General features: G+C 60.9%; 14 protein-coding genes. 8 read left to right on the top strand and 6 right to left on the bottom strand.

Translation table 11 applies throughout. From position 1 onward, the window contains the following. Positions 1 to 23 precede the first annotated feature (23 nt). Positions 24 to 1,205: a cytochrome P450 gene (locus AC2FMY_RS05105; RefSeq protein ID WP_496745964.1), complete on the top strand. Its 1,182-nt coding sequence runs from the start codon at positions 24 to 26 to the stop codon at positions 1,203 to 1,205. A 9-nt stretch (positions 1,206 to 1,214) separates the two neighbouring features. On the opposite strand, the gene AC2FMY_RS05100 is transcribed toward AC2FMY_RS05105, so the two are convergent. Beyond that, complete coding sequence (locus tag AC2FMY_RS05100; protein WP_480749663.1) at positions 1,215 to 1,694, bottom strand: Lrp/AsnC family transcriptional regulator; 480 nt, start codon at positions 1,692 to 1,694, stop codon at positions 1,215 to 1,217. Positions 1,695 to 1,940: 246 nt separating this feature from the next. Here AC2FMY_RS05100 and AC2FMY_RS05095 point away from each other — a divergent pair, with 246 nt between their 5' ends. The 6 genes from AC2FMY_RS05095 (at position 1,941) to infC (ending at position 6,781) form a co-directional block, all read left to right on the top strand. Continuing rightward, positions 1,941 to 2,255 carry a DUF2849 domain-containing protein gene (locus AC2FMY_RS05095; RefSeq protein ID WP_480749662.1) on the top strand — a complete coding sequence of 105 codons (315 nt, stop codon included), beginning with the start codon at positions 1,941 to 1,943 and terminating at the stop codon, positions 2,253 to 2,255. A 60-nt stretch (positions 2,256 to 2,315) separates the two neighbouring features. After that, the gene (locus AC2FMY_RS05090; RefSeq protein ID WP_496745949.1) at positions 2,316 to 3,980 is read left to right on the top strand and encodes a nitrite/sulfite reductase; all 1,665 of its coding nucleotides are present in this window, start codon (positions 2,316 to 2,318) and stop codon (positions 3,978 to 3,980) included. Further along, complete coding sequence (locus tag AC2FMY_RS05085; protein ID WP_496745947.1) at positions 3,970 to 4,731, top strand: phosphoadenylyl-sulfate reductase; 762 nt, start codon at positions 3,970 to 3,972, stop codon at positions 4,729 to 4,731. Before AC2FMY_RS05090 ends, AC2FMY_RS05085 begins: the two co-directional genes overlap by 11 nt. Then, positions 4,728 to 5,135: a DUF934 domain-containing protein gene (locus AC2FMY_RS05080; RefSeq protein WP_496745945.1), complete on the top strand. Its 408-nt coding sequence runs from the start codon at positions 4,728 to 4,730 to the stop codon at positions 5,133 to 5,135. Before AC2FMY_RS05085 ends, AC2FMY_RS05080 begins: the two co-directional genes overlap by 4 nt. Positions 5,136 to 5,241: 106 nt before the next feature. Further along, positions 5,242 to 6,075 (top strand): ferredoxin--NADP reductase, encoded by an 834-nt coding sequence (locus AC2FMY_RS05075; RefSeq protein WP_496745943.1) that lies wholly within the window; start codon positions 5,242 to 5,244, stop codon positions 6,073 to 6,075. Positions 6,076 to 6,283: 208 nt separating this feature from the next. Beyond that, positions 6,284 to 6,781: a translation initiation factor IF-3 gene (gene infC, locus AC2FMY_RS05070; RefSeq protein WP_480749657.1), complete on the top strand. Its 498-nt coding sequence runs from the start codon at positions 6,284 to 6,286 to the stop codon at positions 6,779 to 6,781. 83 nt (positions 6,782 to 6,864) lie between these two features. Here the strand turns inward: infC and AC2FMY_RS05065 are convergent, their stop codons facing one another. Next, positions 6,865 to 8,187 carry an aspartate aminotransferase family protein gene (locus tag AC2FMY_RS05065; RefSeq protein WP_496807075.1) on the bottom strand — a complete coding sequence of 441 codons (1,323 nt, stop codon included), beginning with the start codon at positions 8,185 to 8,187 and terminating at the stop codon, positions 6,865 to 6,867. Beyond that, positions 8,184 to 8,990, bottom strand: coding sequence for a beta-keto acid cleavage family enzyme (locus AC2FMY_RS05060; RefSeq protein ID WP_496807074.1), 807 nt, complete (start codon positions 8,988 to 8,990; stop codon positions 8,184 to 8,186). The genes AC2FMY_RS05065 and AC2FMY_RS05060 overlap by 4 nt, the downstream gene beginning before the upstream one ends. A gap of 71 nt (positions 8,991 to 9,061) precedes the next feature. Between AC2FMY_RS05060 and AC2FMY_RS05055 the strand changes: the two genes are divergently transcribed. Then, positions 9,062 to 9,964, top strand: coding sequence for a MurR/RpiR family transcriptional regulator (locus tag AC2FMY_RS05055; protein ID WP_496807073.1), 903 nt, complete (start codon positions 9,062 to 9,064; stop codon positions 9,962 to 9,964). 36 nt (positions 9,965 to 10,000) lie between these two features. On the opposite strand, the gene AC2FMY_RS05050 is transcribed toward AC2FMY_RS05055, so the two are convergent. The 3 genes from AC2FMY_RS05050 to AC2FMY_RS05040 form a co-directional block, all read right to left on the bottom strand. Then, on the bottom strand, positions 10,001 to 10,792 hold the full coding sequence (locus AC2FMY_RS05050) for an FAD binding domain-containing protein (protein WP_480749653.1): 792 nt from the start codon (positions 10,790 to 10,792) through the stop codon (positions 10,001 to 10,003). Positions 10,793 to 10,890: 98 nt separating this feature from the next. Beyond that, positions 10,891 to 13,254 (bottom strand): xanthine dehydrogenase family protein molybdopterin-binding subunit, encoded by a 2,364-nt coding sequence (locus AC2FMY_RS05045; RefSeq protein WP_496807072.1) that lies wholly within the window; start codon positions 13,252 to 13,254, stop codon positions 10,891 to 10,893. An 81-nt stretch (positions 13,255 to 13,335) separates the two neighbouring features. Beyond that, complete coding sequence (locus AC2FMY_RS05040) at positions 13,336 to 13,821, bottom strand: (2Fe-2S)-binding protein (protein ID WP_496745933.1); 486 nt, start codon at positions 13,819 to 13,821, stop codon at positions 13,336 to 13,338. Positions 13,822 to 13,882: the final 61 nt, after the last annotated feature.

The following is a 13,882-nucleotide window of genomic DNA, read 5'->3' as shown; positions in this document are numbered from 1 at the left end:
GCCTCATGGCAAGTGTGCAGCCGATGAAGACGCTGCACCAGAACCCGACCGAACCCGGTTTTGTCCAGAACCCCTATCCGGTCTATCAGGCCGCACGGGCCGAGGGGCCGCTTGTATACTGGGCCGACTATGGCAAGCCCGCTGCGCTGAGTTATGACCTTGTTCACGGCCTGTTGCGCGACCGGCGGTTCGGGCGCGAGATTCCTGTCGAACTCGCCACCGAGGGTCCGTCACATCTTGCGCCCTGGCTGGCCGTCGAGGCGCACAGCCTGCTGGAGGCCGAGCCGCCCCGGCATACCCGCCTGCGGGCGCTGGTTCTGCGGGCCTTTACCTCGCGCGCGATCGCGGCGCTGGCCCCCGACATCGAAGCGCTGTGTCATGATCTGGCGGACAGGTTTCCAGATGGGCCTTTCGATTTGTTGCAGGCCTATTGCACCCAGGTGCCGGTTATCACCATCTGCCGCCTGCTGGGGGTACCCGAAGCTATGGCGCCACAGCTGCTGCATTGGTCGCACGCGATGGTGGCGATGTACCAGGCCAGCCGGACACGGGAAACGGAAGAGACGGCGGCGCGAGCGGCGCAGGAGTTCACCGATTTTCTGCGGGACTATGTCGGGCAACGCCGCTCGGACCCACGCGACGATCTGATCACGCGGCTCATCTCCGCCGAGGAAGAGGGCGAGCGGCTGTCGACCGACGAATTGATCGCGACCTGCATACTGTTGCTGAATGCCGGCCATGAGGCAACGGTTCACGCACTTGGCAACGGTGTGAAAGCTTTGCTGGAAACCGGAACCGATCCGACGGTTCTTGCGCCAGGCGCGATCGACCGAACGGTCGAGGAAATACTGCGGTTCGATCCGCCGCTGCATATGTTCACGCGCTATGCCTATGAACCGGTCGAAGTCTGCGGCCATCGGTTCCAACGTGGCGATCAGGTGGCGCTGCTGCTGGGCGCCGCGAACCACGACCCGGCGATGTGGCAGCAGCCCGAACTGTTCGATCCGTCGCGGCAGATCCAGACCAACACCAGCTTTGGCGCAGGCCTGCATTTCTGCGTCGGCGCACCACTGGCGCGGCTGGAAATGCGGATCGCGCTGCCGATCCTGTTCGAACGCTGCCCCGGCCTGCACCTTGTTGGAAAGCCAAGGTATTCCAACAGCTATCATTTCCACGGACTCGAGTCGCTGATGGTCCGGTGTTAGTTGGCGACCTCAGCCATCTGACAGCGCGTCAAGCGGCAGCATCGTGGTGGACTTGATCTCTTCCATCGACAACAACGCGGTGACGTTGTGCACGCGCACTTCCGAAATCAACGCCTGATAGAAAGCGTCATAAGCGCGGGCGTTTTTCACCCTGACCTTGAGGATATAGTCGATGTCGCCCGCCAGGCGGTGGGCCTCCTGCACTTCGGGGCGATCTCGCAAGGCTTGCAGAAACCGTTTCTGCCATTCGGCCTCATGCTCGGAGGTGCGGATGAGTACAAAGAACGTGGCTTCGAACCCCAGCGCCTCGGCATCCAGCAAAACCGTCTGCTGCCCGATCACGCCCGCGCTTTTGAGCTTGCGGATTCGATTCCAGACCGGGGTCTTGGAACTGCCCACGCGGCTGGCGATTTCGTCCAGAGACTGGCTGGCATCGCGTTGCAGCTCGGCCAAAATTTTTCGATCCGTGTCGTCCAGGCGCATCGTCATTCCTGTTTTTCCCCATATTCGAAACCAATGTTCCGTTTTCTTATAAAACCGGAACATGCGTCCTTATTTATTCGCCCGTATGGCGAATTATCGGGAATATTTCCTATATTGCAGAGCAAGTCAAACACATCGCACGGACTACCAATGCCCACGACGTACGCCAACTTGGACACCCTGATTTTGACAGCCCCCCGACCGCTTGTCGCGGGTCGGGACGTGACGGATTTTTAACAAGGAGTTTACCTGATGGCCCGCGCATTCACGCCCAAAATCGTCACCGCCAATGATCTGCTGGAAGGCGACGTCGTTTATCTGACCGAGGACGACCGCTGGTCGCGCGAGTTGTCCGAAGCAGAGCTGATCACCGACGAAGCCCACGCGCAATTGCGCCTGCTCGATGCCGAACAGCAAACCGGCAAGGTGGTCGGGGTTTATCTGGCCGATGCTCTGCCGGGTGCGAACGGCCCCGAGCCAACGCATTTCCGGGAAGATTTCCGCCGGACTGGTCCGTCCAACTATGCCCACGGCAAACAGGAATCTTCCCCGCAGCCCCGGACCTGAAACAGGTCCCTTCTCCCCATCTAGGCCCCGGGTTCGGGGCTGCAACAAGGACAGCAAACCATGTATCGCTACTCCGAGTTTGATCACGCCTTCCTCGCCGAACGCAACGCCCAGTTCCGCGCCCAGGTCGAGCGCCGCATTGACGGGTCGTTGACCGAGGATGAGTTCAAGCCGCTGCGCCTGATGAATGGCCTCTATCTGCAGTTGCACGCCTATATGCTGCGTGTCGCGGTACCCTATGGCACGCTCAACAGCGCGCAAATGCGGCAACTGGCCCTGCTGGCCGAGAAGTGGGACAAGGGCTATGGCCATTTCACCACGCGGCAGAACATCCAGTATAACTGGCCCAAGCTGAAGGACGTGCCGGACATGCTGGATGCGCTGGCCGAAGTTGGCATGCACGCCATTCAGACCAGCGGCAACACCATCCGAAACGTGACCGCCGACCACTTTGCGGGTGCCGCCGCAGATGAGGTCGCTGATCCACGCCCGTATGCGGAGCTTCTGCGTCAGTGGTCGACCGACCACCCGGAATTCCAGTTCATGCCGCGCAAGTTCAAGATTGCCATCACCGGGTCCGAAAACGACCGCGCCGTGATCAAGGCGCATGACATCGGCCTGCAACTGGTCGAACGTGACGGGGTACTGGGCGCCCGTGTCATCGTCGGCGGTGGTCTGGGTCGGACACCCATGATCGGCAAGGAATTGTCCGAGTTCGTCGCCTTTGATGATCTGCTGGCCTATCTTGAAGCCACCGTTTCCGTGTGGAACCAGATCGGCCGCCGCGACAACAAGTACAAGGCGCGCATCAAGATCACCGTGCACGAGCATGGCATCGACGCTATCCGCGCCAAGGTCAACGAACGATTTCTGAAGGTGCGCCCGCAGTTCAAAGGCGCGGATATGAACCTGCTGGAAGAGATCAAGGGCCACTTTGCGCCGCCTGCCTTCCGCCAAGCTTCGGTCGCGTCGTTTGAAAGCGCCTATACCAACGACCCGGTTTTCCGCTCGTGGGTCGATACCAACATCGCGCCGCACAAAAACGCGGACCACGCGATTGTCACGATCTCGATCAAGAAGCATGGCCAGACGCCGGGTGACGCAACTGCCGAGCAGATGCGCGTGATGGCCGATCTGGCCGAAGAGTTCGCCTATGACGAGTTGCGCATCAGCCACGAGCAGAACGTGATCCTGCCGCATGTTCACAAGTCGGACCTGCCCACGATCCATGCGAAGCTGAAGGAATACGAACTGGCCACCGCCAATATCGGCCTGATCAGTGACATTATCGCCTGCCCCGGTATGGATTATTGCGCGCTGGCGACGGCGCGGTCGATCCCGGTCGCACAACAGATTGCAACCCGGTTCGAAGAACTGAAGCTGGAAAACGACATCGGCGAACTGAAGATCAAGATCTCGGGCTGCATCAACGCCTGTGGTCACCACCATGTCGGTCATATCGGAATTCTGGGCCTCGACCGCGCGGGCGTGGAAAACTACCAGATCACGCTGGGCGGCGACGCAACCGAAACCGCCGCGATTGGCGAGCGGGTCGGACCCGGTTTTGCCTATGACGAGATAGTTCCGGCAGTGGAACGTCTGGTTTACGCCTATCTCGACCTGCGCGACGGGGCCGACGAAAGCTTCCTGCAGGCTTACCGCCGTCTGGGCATGGCACCGTTCAAGGCTGCCCTCTACCCCGAGGCTCGGGCCAATGCCGCTTGACGAGATCCAGACCGAACTGGGCAAGGATCGCAGCGCGCTGACCGAAAAGGTCGATGCGCTCAATGCCCGGTTCCGTCACCACAGCGCCCATGACGTCATGCATGGCGCACTGGATGAGGCTGGCGAGATCGTCCTGGTATCCAGCTTTGGCGCGGAATCGGTTGTGCTGCTGCACATGGCGGCGGTGATCGACAAGGCCACACCGGTGCTGTTTGTCGATACGCTGATGCTGTTCACCGAAACGCTGATCTATCAGCAGGAGGTCAGCGAAAGGCTGGGCCTGCGCAATGTGCGGATCATACGCGCGGATCAAGAGGATCTGGATCGTTCCGACCCTTACGGCGCTCTGCGTCTGCGGGATACCGATGCCTGCTGCACACTGCGCAAGACCATTCCTCTGCAACGGGCGCTTGCGGGCTATGACGGCTGGATCACCGGGCGCAAACGGTTCCAGTCGGGCACGCGCGCGACGCTCGATTTCTTCGAGGTCGAGGACGGTACCGGACGGATCAAGGTCAACCCGCTGGCCCATTGGGCGCCCGAGGATGTGCGCGCCTATATGGAAGAAAACAACCTGCCCCGGCACCCGCTGGTGGCCAAGGGCTATCCGTCGATCGGTTGTGCGCCCTGTACATCAGTCGTCAAGCAAGGCGAAGACCCCCGCGCCGGACGCTGGCGCGATCAGAACAAGGAAGAATGCGGCATCCATTTTGTAGATGGCAAGATGGTCCGCGTTGGAGAGACGAAATGAATGTAATCGTGACCGATGAGGGCTTTGCCCCAGATGACTGGACCGACGGCTTTGTCACCCTCGACGATGCCGCAAACGATGTAGTGGCACTCGATGTAAGTTCGGATACCGACCCGGACGAGCTGTACGACCGTTTGGGCAACACCCGGATGGTGCGGGTGGATTTCCCCTCCTTCGCCGACGGCCGCGGCTTTACCATTGCCCGCACCCTGCGCCTGAAAGGCTATGCGGGCCGGTTGCGCGCCAAGGGGCATGTACTGGCAGACCAGTATGCGATGGCACGGCGCAGCGGATTTGATGAAGTCGAGATCGACCATAATCTTGCCAACCGCCAGCCCGAGGATCAGTGGCTGGCCCGTGCCGACTGGCAGTCTCACAACTATCAGTCCCGCCTGCGCGGCTGATCATCACAATCATTTGTACACTAACAAAAGGGGAGACTTTCCCCTTTTCATGACGTATATCAAAGAATATGGAGAGGCGCCGGTCTAGCAGGCCGGTAGTGAAACGATGACAGAGATGAAATCCGTGACCGAAGCCACCGCAGTCAAAGCCCCCGTCCTGCCCGACGCCCAGACCGTTCTGGATGTGAAACACTGGACCGACCGCCTGTTCTCGTTCAAGGTGTCGCGCCCTCGATCGCTGCGGTTCCGCTCGGGCGAGTTCGTGATGATCGGCCTGCTGGGTGACAACGGCAAACCGCTGCTGCGCGCCTATTCGATTGCCTCGCCGTCATGGGACGAAGAACTGGAGTTTTACTCGATCAAGGTCCAGGATGGCCCGCTGACCTCGAAGCTGCAGCATATCAAGCCCGGCGACCAGATCATCCTGCGGCCCAAGCCCGTGGGCACGCTGGTGCATGACGCGCTGCTGCCCGGCAAGCGAATCTGGTTCTTTGCCACCGGCACCGGTTTTGCCCCGTTCGCCTCGCTGCTGCGCGAGCCGCAGACCTACGAGGATTACGACGAGGTGATCATCACCCACACCTGCCGCGACGTGGCCGAACTGGAATATGGCCGCCAGTTGATCGAAAGCATCAAGCAGGACGAAATGCTGGCCGAACTGATCGGCGAAGGCTTTGGGAACAAGATCCGCTATTACCCCACCACCACGCGCGAAGAGAGCCCCAAGATGGGCCGCATCACCAACCTGTTGAAAGATGGCACGGTGTTTGCCGATCTGGGCATCGACGGCGGCATCAAGCCCGAAACGGATCGTGCGATGGTCTGTGGCTCGCTGGCGTTCAACCACGACATCAAGGCGATCCTCGAAGAGTTCGGCCTGCGCGAGGGCGCGAATTCCGAACCCAAAGAGTTCGTGATCGAAAAGGCCTTTGTCGGGTAAGACGGCGAGAACCCCCGATTTGTCGGGACTCTTCACAGTATCATTGTGACATATAGACGATATTTCCGCCTTTGCCGGCGCGAAGCCGCTTGAAACGGCTGACGCGCCGGTCTAAATTCCGGCCTCGTTATTCTGCAATCAGCAAAGGAATGAACCCATAGCCCGCAGACCTCACAACGCGCCGCCGCAACGCGAAACCGGCCCGCGCGTGAACGAAAAGATCCGTGCCCCCGAAATCCGCCTGATCGGCGCTGACGGCGAAAATGTCGGGGTGGTTCATCCCGCAAAAGCCCTGCAAATGGCCGAAGAAGCCGGTCTCGACCTGGTCGAGATCTCGCCGAACGCCACGCCGCCGGTCTGCAAGATCATGGACTTTGGCAAATACAAGTACGAACAGCAGAAACGCGAGAGCGAAGCCCGCAAGAAACAGAAAATCATCGAGGTGAAGGAGATCAAGTTCCGTCCCAACACCGATACGCATGATTACGATGTGAAGATGCGGAACGTCGTGAAGTTTCTGGAAAACGGCGACAAGGTCAAGATCACCCTTCGCTTCCGCGGCCGTGAAATGGCCCACCAGAATCTGGGCCGTGAGCTGCTGGAACGGGTGGCCGAGGACATCAAGGAAATCGGCAAGATTGAGAACATGCCGAAGATGGAAGGCCGTCAGATGATCATGATGATCGGCCCGCTGCCGCAGAAATAACCCGACTGATATTCGTTGTTTCGACCCCGTCAGAAAGCGTCTGGCGGGGTTTTCCATTTCAAGCCTTTTGCGACTTACGCCATTCAGCCGGGCACTGCTTCGGCGAGAGCGATGGATAGCTTTTCAACCAGTTCACCGATTTGCGCGTCTTCAATGATGAAAGGTGGCGCCAGCAGGATGTGATCACCGTTTTTCCCGTCACGCGTGCCGGACATGGGATAACAGATCAGCCCGCTTTCAAGGGCTGCCTTTTTCACCTTGCCCGCGATCCCCAAGGACGGATCGAACGGCTCCTTGCTGTCGCGATCGCGCACCAGTTCGATGCCGAGAAACAGCCCCCGCCCTCGAATGTCGCCGACATGCGGGTGCTGACCAAATGCCGCTTCCAGCGCCGACTGCATTTTTTCCCCCATGACGCCCGCCCGCGCTGGCAGGTCTTTCGAGGTCAACTCGGTCACCACCTCCAGGGCGGCGGCGGTTGCCACGGGATGACCGACATAGGTATGCCCATGCTGGAAAAACCCCGACCCGTCGCGGATCGCGGCATAGATCGTCTTGCTGCAAAGCATTGCACCGATCGGCTGATACCCGGCCCCCAACCCCTTGGCGATGCACAGGATATCCGGTGCTGTGCCCTCATGGTCACAGGCGAACAGGTGCCCGGTGCGCCCCATACCGCACATCACCTCGTCGAGAATCAGCAGCACACCATACTGATCGCAGATCTCGCGGATGCGTTTGAAATACCCCTCGACCGCAGGCACCGCCCCAAGGGTTGCGCCAACGACGGGTTCCGCCATGAAAGCCATAACGGTTTCCGGCCCAAGGCGCAGGATTTCGGCCTCCAGCTCGCTCGCGACCCGCTGACCATAGTCAAAACTGCTCTCGCCCTCGGGCTTTTCAGCGTATTCGTAGCAGGCCGGGATGTGGCTCATCTCGATCAACAGCGGCGCGAACTGTGCCCGACGCCAGGCGTTGCCCCCTGCCGAAAGCGCCCCCAACGTGTTGCCGTGATAGCTTTGCCGACGGGCGATCACGCGGCGGCGCTCTGGCTGTCCGGTTTCCAGGAAATACTGTCGCGCCAGCTTGATTGCGGCCTCGGTCGCCTCGGACCCGCCCGAGACGAAATAGACCCGGTCAAGATCTCCCGGCGCATGTTCGATGAGCAAATCCGCCAGCCGTTCAGCCGGGTCCGAAGTCATGAAGCCCGTATGGGCAAAAGCCAGCTTTTCCACCTGTTCCTGAACCGCGCGGATCACGTTCTGGTTCGAATGTCCAAGGCAGGATACCGCGGCGTCTCCGCAGTCCAAATAGCGTTTGCCCGCCGCGTCGATCAGGTAACAGCCGTCACCGCCCACGGCGACAGGCAAAACCGATTTGGTGTGGCGGGGGAATACATGGCTCATATCCGGCTCCTTTCGAGCGCTTGAACAAGGGCCGCAACCGAAGCGGCGTTGTCGGCCCAGGGGGTGTTTTCAGAATCGGTCAGGCTGTTTTCAAATCCAACCCTCAGATCGCCCCCGCGTCGGGCCGCTTCGATCAGGCAGGTGTGTTCATCGGGCCCAAAGGCACAGACCATCCACGGCGCACCCGTTGGCAGGAAAGGCTTCAAATCGTCCGGGCATGATTTCTGACCCGCCGTGTAACGGCCCAGAACGAACAACCGATCCACTTGTTCCGGACGCACGGTTCCCCTGGCCTGCCAGAGATCCAGCAGTGCGGCATCCTTTTTGTCATAGACAATATGCTGAACACGCGTGTCCTGTTCAGCGCAGGCCCCGTAAATCCTGTCTGCGAGGTCCGGCGCGCGCGCAACTTCACGCACCGAGACCGAGGCCCATTCGGGCTGCACCTGTGTCAGGCAATGCAGTTGCTCGGGAACATCATAAAGGCCGGCGGATTCGGTGGTGATCTGGATGTCCATGGTGGGGACCTTTCGCCGAAGCTCCTCGATGACCTCGCGATAGCGCCCGGCGTCCAGCGAATGGCGGCCTTCATCATCGCGCACATGCAGATGCACCCCCTGCGCCCCGGCCGCGTGACAGGCACCTGCGCTCGCCACGATCTCATCAAGGCTCAGCGGAACTGCCGGATGGTCCGCATGAGTTCGGCGCGCACCGTTCATCGCGACCAGCAGGTAGGGATCTCGCTTTTTTTCCTGAGGCGTTGTGCGGGCATTTTCCAAGACGTTCATCCGGTAAGAAGGCATCGTGGTTTACATGAAAGGAGCCGCCGACGTTTTCAACTTGAAAAAATAAGAACATATGTTTTTGTTTTGTCATGCCGACTCAATCACACCTGCAAATCATCGACCGCCTCAGGACGGAAATTGACACCCTGCCGCCGCAACTGCAGGCCGTAGCGAAATACATCATTGACCACCCCGGCGATTTCGGGATTGATCCGATCCGGCTGACGGCGGACAAGGTCGGTGTCAGCTCGAACTCGCTGGTTCGGCTTTCCGACCGCATGGGCTTTGACGGGTTCGAAGACTTTCGCGCGCCGTTCCGCAACGCTCTTGTCACCGAAGGCGAGGAACGGCTTGGCATCGATTGGCTGGACAGTCTGGCGCAGGGTGACGGTATCGCAAAGGTTCAGGCCGGTCTGGCCCGCAACGAGATCAACGTGGTGTCCCGATCGCTGCGGCAGATGGACCCGGCCAAGGTGGAAACAGCCGTCGACTTCATGACCCGGTCGCGCCGCTGCTTTGTCACGGCGACGCGGGTCAGTTACGCGCTGGCCTATTATTTTCACTATGTCGGGCGCATGGCGCTGCCGGGGTTGCAACTGGTCCCGCGTCACATGGGATCGGCGGTGGACGATCTGCTGGATGCGGATGAGGACGACTGCCTGCTGGCCGTCACGGTGGCCCCCTATTCCGCCGAGACCATCAAGTCGCTGAGATTCGCACGGGGACGGGGGGCGCGGATCATTCTGGTTTCCGACAGCGACATCATCGCCCCCAAGATCGATCCCGACATCGTGTTTCCGGTCAGCACCCGGTCGCAACATCATTTCGGCTGCTTCGCCGGGGCGATGGTGGTGCTGGAATGCCTGCTCGGCCATCTCGTCGCCGCAGGCGGGCACGAGGCGCGCAAACGCATCTCGGACTACGAGGCGATGCGCGAAGATACCGGAGCCTATTGGAAAGCCCCGAAACCTCCGCGCGTCCGTGGGGCGTGAACCTGCGTTTGTGGCAGGTCATGCCCGGAGTTGAGCTCAGCCCGCAGCCTGAACCGCGCGCCGCGCCATGACACCGACCAGATGCGCGCGGTATTCCTTGCTGCCGTGCAGGTCCCCGATCATGTTCAGGTGATTGATCCTGAGATCCATCAGGGCGTCCGCGCGGAACTCCTTGTTCAGCGCCTGTTCCGCCTCGGTCCAACGAAACACGCCGTTCTCGCTGGCTCCTGTCACGGCCACCCTCACGCCATCCGCGAAACGGGCGACAAAGACCCCCACAAGCGCAAAGCGCGAGGCAGGTTGCAGGAACTTCTGATAGCTTGCCGTCTGCGGCACCGGAAACCGGACCGAGGTGATGATCTCGCCATCCGCCAGGGTGGTGGTGAACATGCCTTCAAAGAAATCATCCGCCGCAATCCGGCGCCCGTTGGTGACGATGGTCGCGCCCGATCCAAGCGCTGCCGCCGGATAACAGGCCGCAGGGTCATTGTTGGCCAGCGAACCGCCGATCGTGCCGCGATTGCGCACCGCCGGATCACCGATATGGCCGGCCAGATCGGCCAGCGCCGGATATTTGTCCGCCGCCTCCCGCGCCACAGTGGCATGTGTCGTGGCACCGCCGATCGCCAATGAGCCGTCATCTTCGACGCACACGCCCTGCATCTCGGAGATCCCGCTCAGGCTGACCAGCCTGGCAGGGGCCGCCAGACGCTGCTTGAGCGTCGGGATCAAAGTCTGCCCGCCACCCAGCGCCTGCGCCTCCTCGGAAGCCAGCGCAGATACCGCTTCGGCAATCGTCGAGGGTTTTTCAAATTCGAAACTGTACATTTCGTCCTCCTGAAGTCTCAAAGCCCAGGGCTTCTGCTTCATCTTTTCCCAAATACTTCGGGGGTCCGGGGGCTGGCCCCCGGTCCGCCCTGATCAGATCAACCATGCATCGCGGTCCAGACGCGCGACGGGCTGACCGGCATGTCGATATGACCGACCTGCTTGCCCGCCGAATGCAGCGCATCGATCACCGCATTCACCACCGCAGGCGGCGAGCCGATGGCCCCGGCCTCGCCACAGCCTTTTACGCCCAGCGGGTTGTGGGTGCACGGCGTCTGGCTGGAATGATCAACCGCATAGAACGGCACGTCATCGGCGCGCGGCATGGCATAGTCCATGAAAGATGCGCTGAGCAGCTGACCGTTTTCGTCATAGACGCAGTTTTCCAACAGCGCCTGGCCGATCCCCTGGCCCAGTCCGCCATGAACCTGGCCGTCAACGATCATCGGGTTGATGATATTGCCGAAATCGTCCGCCGCGGTGAAGCGCTGGATCGAAACCTGGCCGGTATCCGGATCGACCTCGACCTCGCAGGCATAGGCGCCCGCCGGATAGGTGAAGTTCGCCGGATCGTAGAACGCAGTTTCCTCCAGCCCCGGTTCAAGGTCTTCCAGCGGATAGTTGTGCGGCACATAGGCCGTCAGCGTGACATCACCCCAGGCCACCGACTTGTCGGTACCCGCGACCGTGAACTGGCCGTCCTTGAGCTCGATATCCGCGTCCGAGGCTTCCATCAGATGGGCCGCGATCTTCTTGGCCTTGTTGATGACCTTCTCGGTCGCCCGCACCATGGCAGAGCCACAGACCGCCAGCGAGCGCGAGCCATAGGTCCCCATTCCGAAGGGGATCTTGGAGGTGTCGCCATGCACGATTTCAATCATCGACTCGTCGATACCGATCATCTCGGCCACGATCTGCGGGAACGAGGTTTCGTGCCCCTGCCCGTGACTGTGGGCGCCTACCATGACGCTGATCGAGCCGGTGGCGTTCACCCGTACTGTCGCGGCGTCATAAAGCCCTGCCCGCGCGCCCAGCATGCCCACGATGTTCGACGGCGCGATGCCACAAGCCTCGATATAGCAATTGATGCCCAGCCCGCGCAGCTTGCCATTGGCCTCGCTTTCCGCGCGGCGGGCGGCGAAACCGGCGATGTCGGCGGCGGCCTCAAGCTTGTCCATCGTGCCGTGATAATTGCCGGTGTCATAAGTCAGCGCCACCGGCGTGTCATAGGGGAACTGGGTGATGAAGTTCTGCCGGCGCAGCGCGATGGGATCGACCCCCAATTCGCGCGCGGCCTTGTCGATCACCCGTTCCAGCTGGAACGTCGCCTCGGGGCGACCTGCGCCGCGATAAGCATCGACCGGCACGGTATTGGTGAACATACCCTTGACGTTGATCTGAATGACCGGCGTCGTGTAATTGCCCGCCATCAGCGTGCCATGCAGATAGGTGGGCACCGAACTGGAGAACGTCGACAGATACGCGCCGAGATTGGCATAGGTATCCGTGCGCAACCCGACGAAATTGTTATCCGCATCCAGCGCCAGTTCGATCTTGGTGACGTGGTCACGGCCCTGCGCATCCGACAGGAAGGCCTCGGACCGGCTGGCGGTCCATTTGACCGGGCGGTTGCAGGCCTTGGCCGCAAAAGTGCAGAACGCTTCTTCGGCATAGTGGAAGATCTTTGAGCCGAAACCGCCCCCCACATCCGGGGCCACGACACGGACCTTGTGCTCGGGCAGACCCAGCACAAAAGCGCACATCAAAAGCCGGATCACATGCGGGTTCTGCGAGGTGGTGTAGAGCGTGTATTCGTCCGTTCCCCGGCTGTACTCGGCCACGGCAACGCGCGGCTCCATCGGGTTGGCGACCAGTCGGTTGTTGGTCAGTTCCAGCGTGGTGACATGGGCGGCGTTGGCAAATGCCTCGTTCACCTTGGCGTCGTCGGTTTCGCCGATCACCCAGTCATAGCAGATGTTCGAAGTCAGATCGTCGTGAACCTTGGTGGCGCCGCCCTGTGCCGCCGCCTTCATATCGATCACCGCGGGCAGTTCTTCGATGTCAAAGACGATGGCCTCGGCCGCGTCGCGGGCCTGTTCCTGGCTGTCGGCCACGACCGCCGCGATGGGATCGCCCACGTGCCGGACCTTGCCCTGTGCCAGGATCGGGTGCGGCGGTTCCTGCATGGGGTTTCCATGCCGGTCGCTGACCTGCCAGCCGCAGGGTATGCCCCCCACACCTTCGAAATCGGCGCCGGTGAACACGCGCACCACGCCCGGCATCGCCGCGGCGTCCGTGGTGTCGATGCTGTTGATCTTTCCATGTGCGATATCAGAGCGCAGGAAATAGACATAGGCCTGTCCCCGCACATTGATGTCGTCGGTGTAATTGCCCGCTCCGGTCAGAAAGCGCACGTCCTCGCGGCGCTTGGAACTGGCTCCGATGCCACTGTCTTTGGGCATTGCTTGTTCTCCTCCCATAAACGGGTGCGGTTGCGCACCCTCTCCTCTCCCACGGGCGTCGTCGTCACGCCCGCAGCGGCATCATTCGGCGGCGATGGAACCGACGTCCTGCCCGGACGCGGCCATGATCGCCTTGACGATGTTGTGGTAGCCGGTGCAGCGGCACAGGTTGCCTTCGAGGTATTTGCGGATTTCCGCCTCGGTCGGTTTGGGATTGTCCTTGAGCAGCGCCGATGCGCTCATCACCATGCCGGGTGTGCAAAAGCCGCATTGCAAACCGTGGTGATCCTGAAATGCCTGCTGGATCACGTTAAGCGAGCCGTCGGCATTGGCCTGCCCCTCGATGGTGCCGACATCGGCCCCGTCGGCCTCGAGCGCCAGCATGTTGCAGGATTTGACCGCCTCGCCGTTGACGTGAACCACGCAGGCGCCGCATTGCGCGGTGTCACATCCGACATGGGTTCCGGTCAGCGACAGGTGATCGCGCAGAAAGCTGGACAACAACGTCCGGCCTTCGACATCACCGCTCACGGACTTGCCGTTCACGGTCATGGTGACCTGTGTCATGAGATCCTCCCTTTTGATTTTTTCTCCCTTGTTTCGGAGTTAAACACGGCAAATTTCTTTT

The sequence above is a fragment of the Ruegeria sp. YKSE079 genome (genome assembly GCF_059612845.1).
The sequence above is the reverse complement of the archived record's forward strand: the minus strand, read 5'-3'. Positions and strand labels throughout refer to the sequence as shown.

Bases quoted from the DNA above. Each gene is read 5' to 3' on its own strand.
- AC2FMY_RS05105 (WP_496745964.1), top strand. From the start codon at position 24: ATGAAGACGCTGCACCAGAACCCGACCGAACCCGGTTTTGTCCAGAAC.
- AC2FMY_RS05100 (WP_480749663.1), bottom strand. From the start codon at position 1,694: ATGACGATGCGCCTGGACGACACGGATCGAAAAATTTTGGCCGAGCTG.
- AC2FMY_RS05095 (WP_480749662.1), top strand. From the start codon at position 1,941: ATGGCCCGCGCATTCACGCCCAAAATCGTCACCGCCAATGATCTGCTG.
- AC2FMY_RS05090 (WP_496745949.1), top strand. From the start codon at position 2,316: ATGTATCGCTACTCCGAGTTTGATCACGCCTTCCTCGCCGAACGCAAC.
- AC2FMY_RS05085 (WP_496745947.1), top strand. From the start codon at position 3,970: ATGCCGCTTGACGAGATCCAGACCGAACTGGGCAAGGATCGCAGCGCG.
- AC2FMY_RS05080 (WP_496745945.1), top strand. From the start codon at position 4,728: ATGAATGTAATCGTGACCGATGAGGGCTTTGCCCCAGATGACTGGACC.
- AC2FMY_RS05075 (WP_496745943.1), top strand. From the start codon at position 5,242: ATGACAGAGATGAAATCCGTGACCGAAGCCACCGCAGTCAAAGCCCCC.
- AC2FMY_RS05065 (WP_496807075.1), bottom strand. From the start codon at position 8,187: ATGAGCCATGTATTCCCCCGCCACACCAAATCGGTTTTGCCTGTCGCC.
- AC2FMY_RS05060 (WP_496807074.1), bottom strand. From the start codon at position 8,990: ATGCCTTCTTACCGGATGAACGTCTTGGAAAATGCCCGCACAACGCCT.
- AC2FMY_RS05055 (WP_496807073.1), top strand. From the start codon at position 9,062: ATGCCGACTCAATCACACCTGCAAATCATCGACCGCCTCAGGACGGAA.
- AC2FMY_RS05050 (WP_480749653.1), bottom strand. From the start codon at position 10,792: ATGTACAGTTTCGAATTTGAAAAACCCTCGACGATTGCCGAAGCGGTA.
- AC2FMY_RS05045 (WP_496807072.1), bottom strand. From the start codon at position 13,254: ATGCCCAAAGACAGTGGCATCGGAGCCAGTTCCAAGCGCCGCGAGGAC.
- AC2FMY_RS05040 (WP_496745933.1), bottom strand. From the start codon at position 13,821: ATGACACAGGTCACCATGACCGTGAACGGCAAGTCCGTGAGCGGTGAT.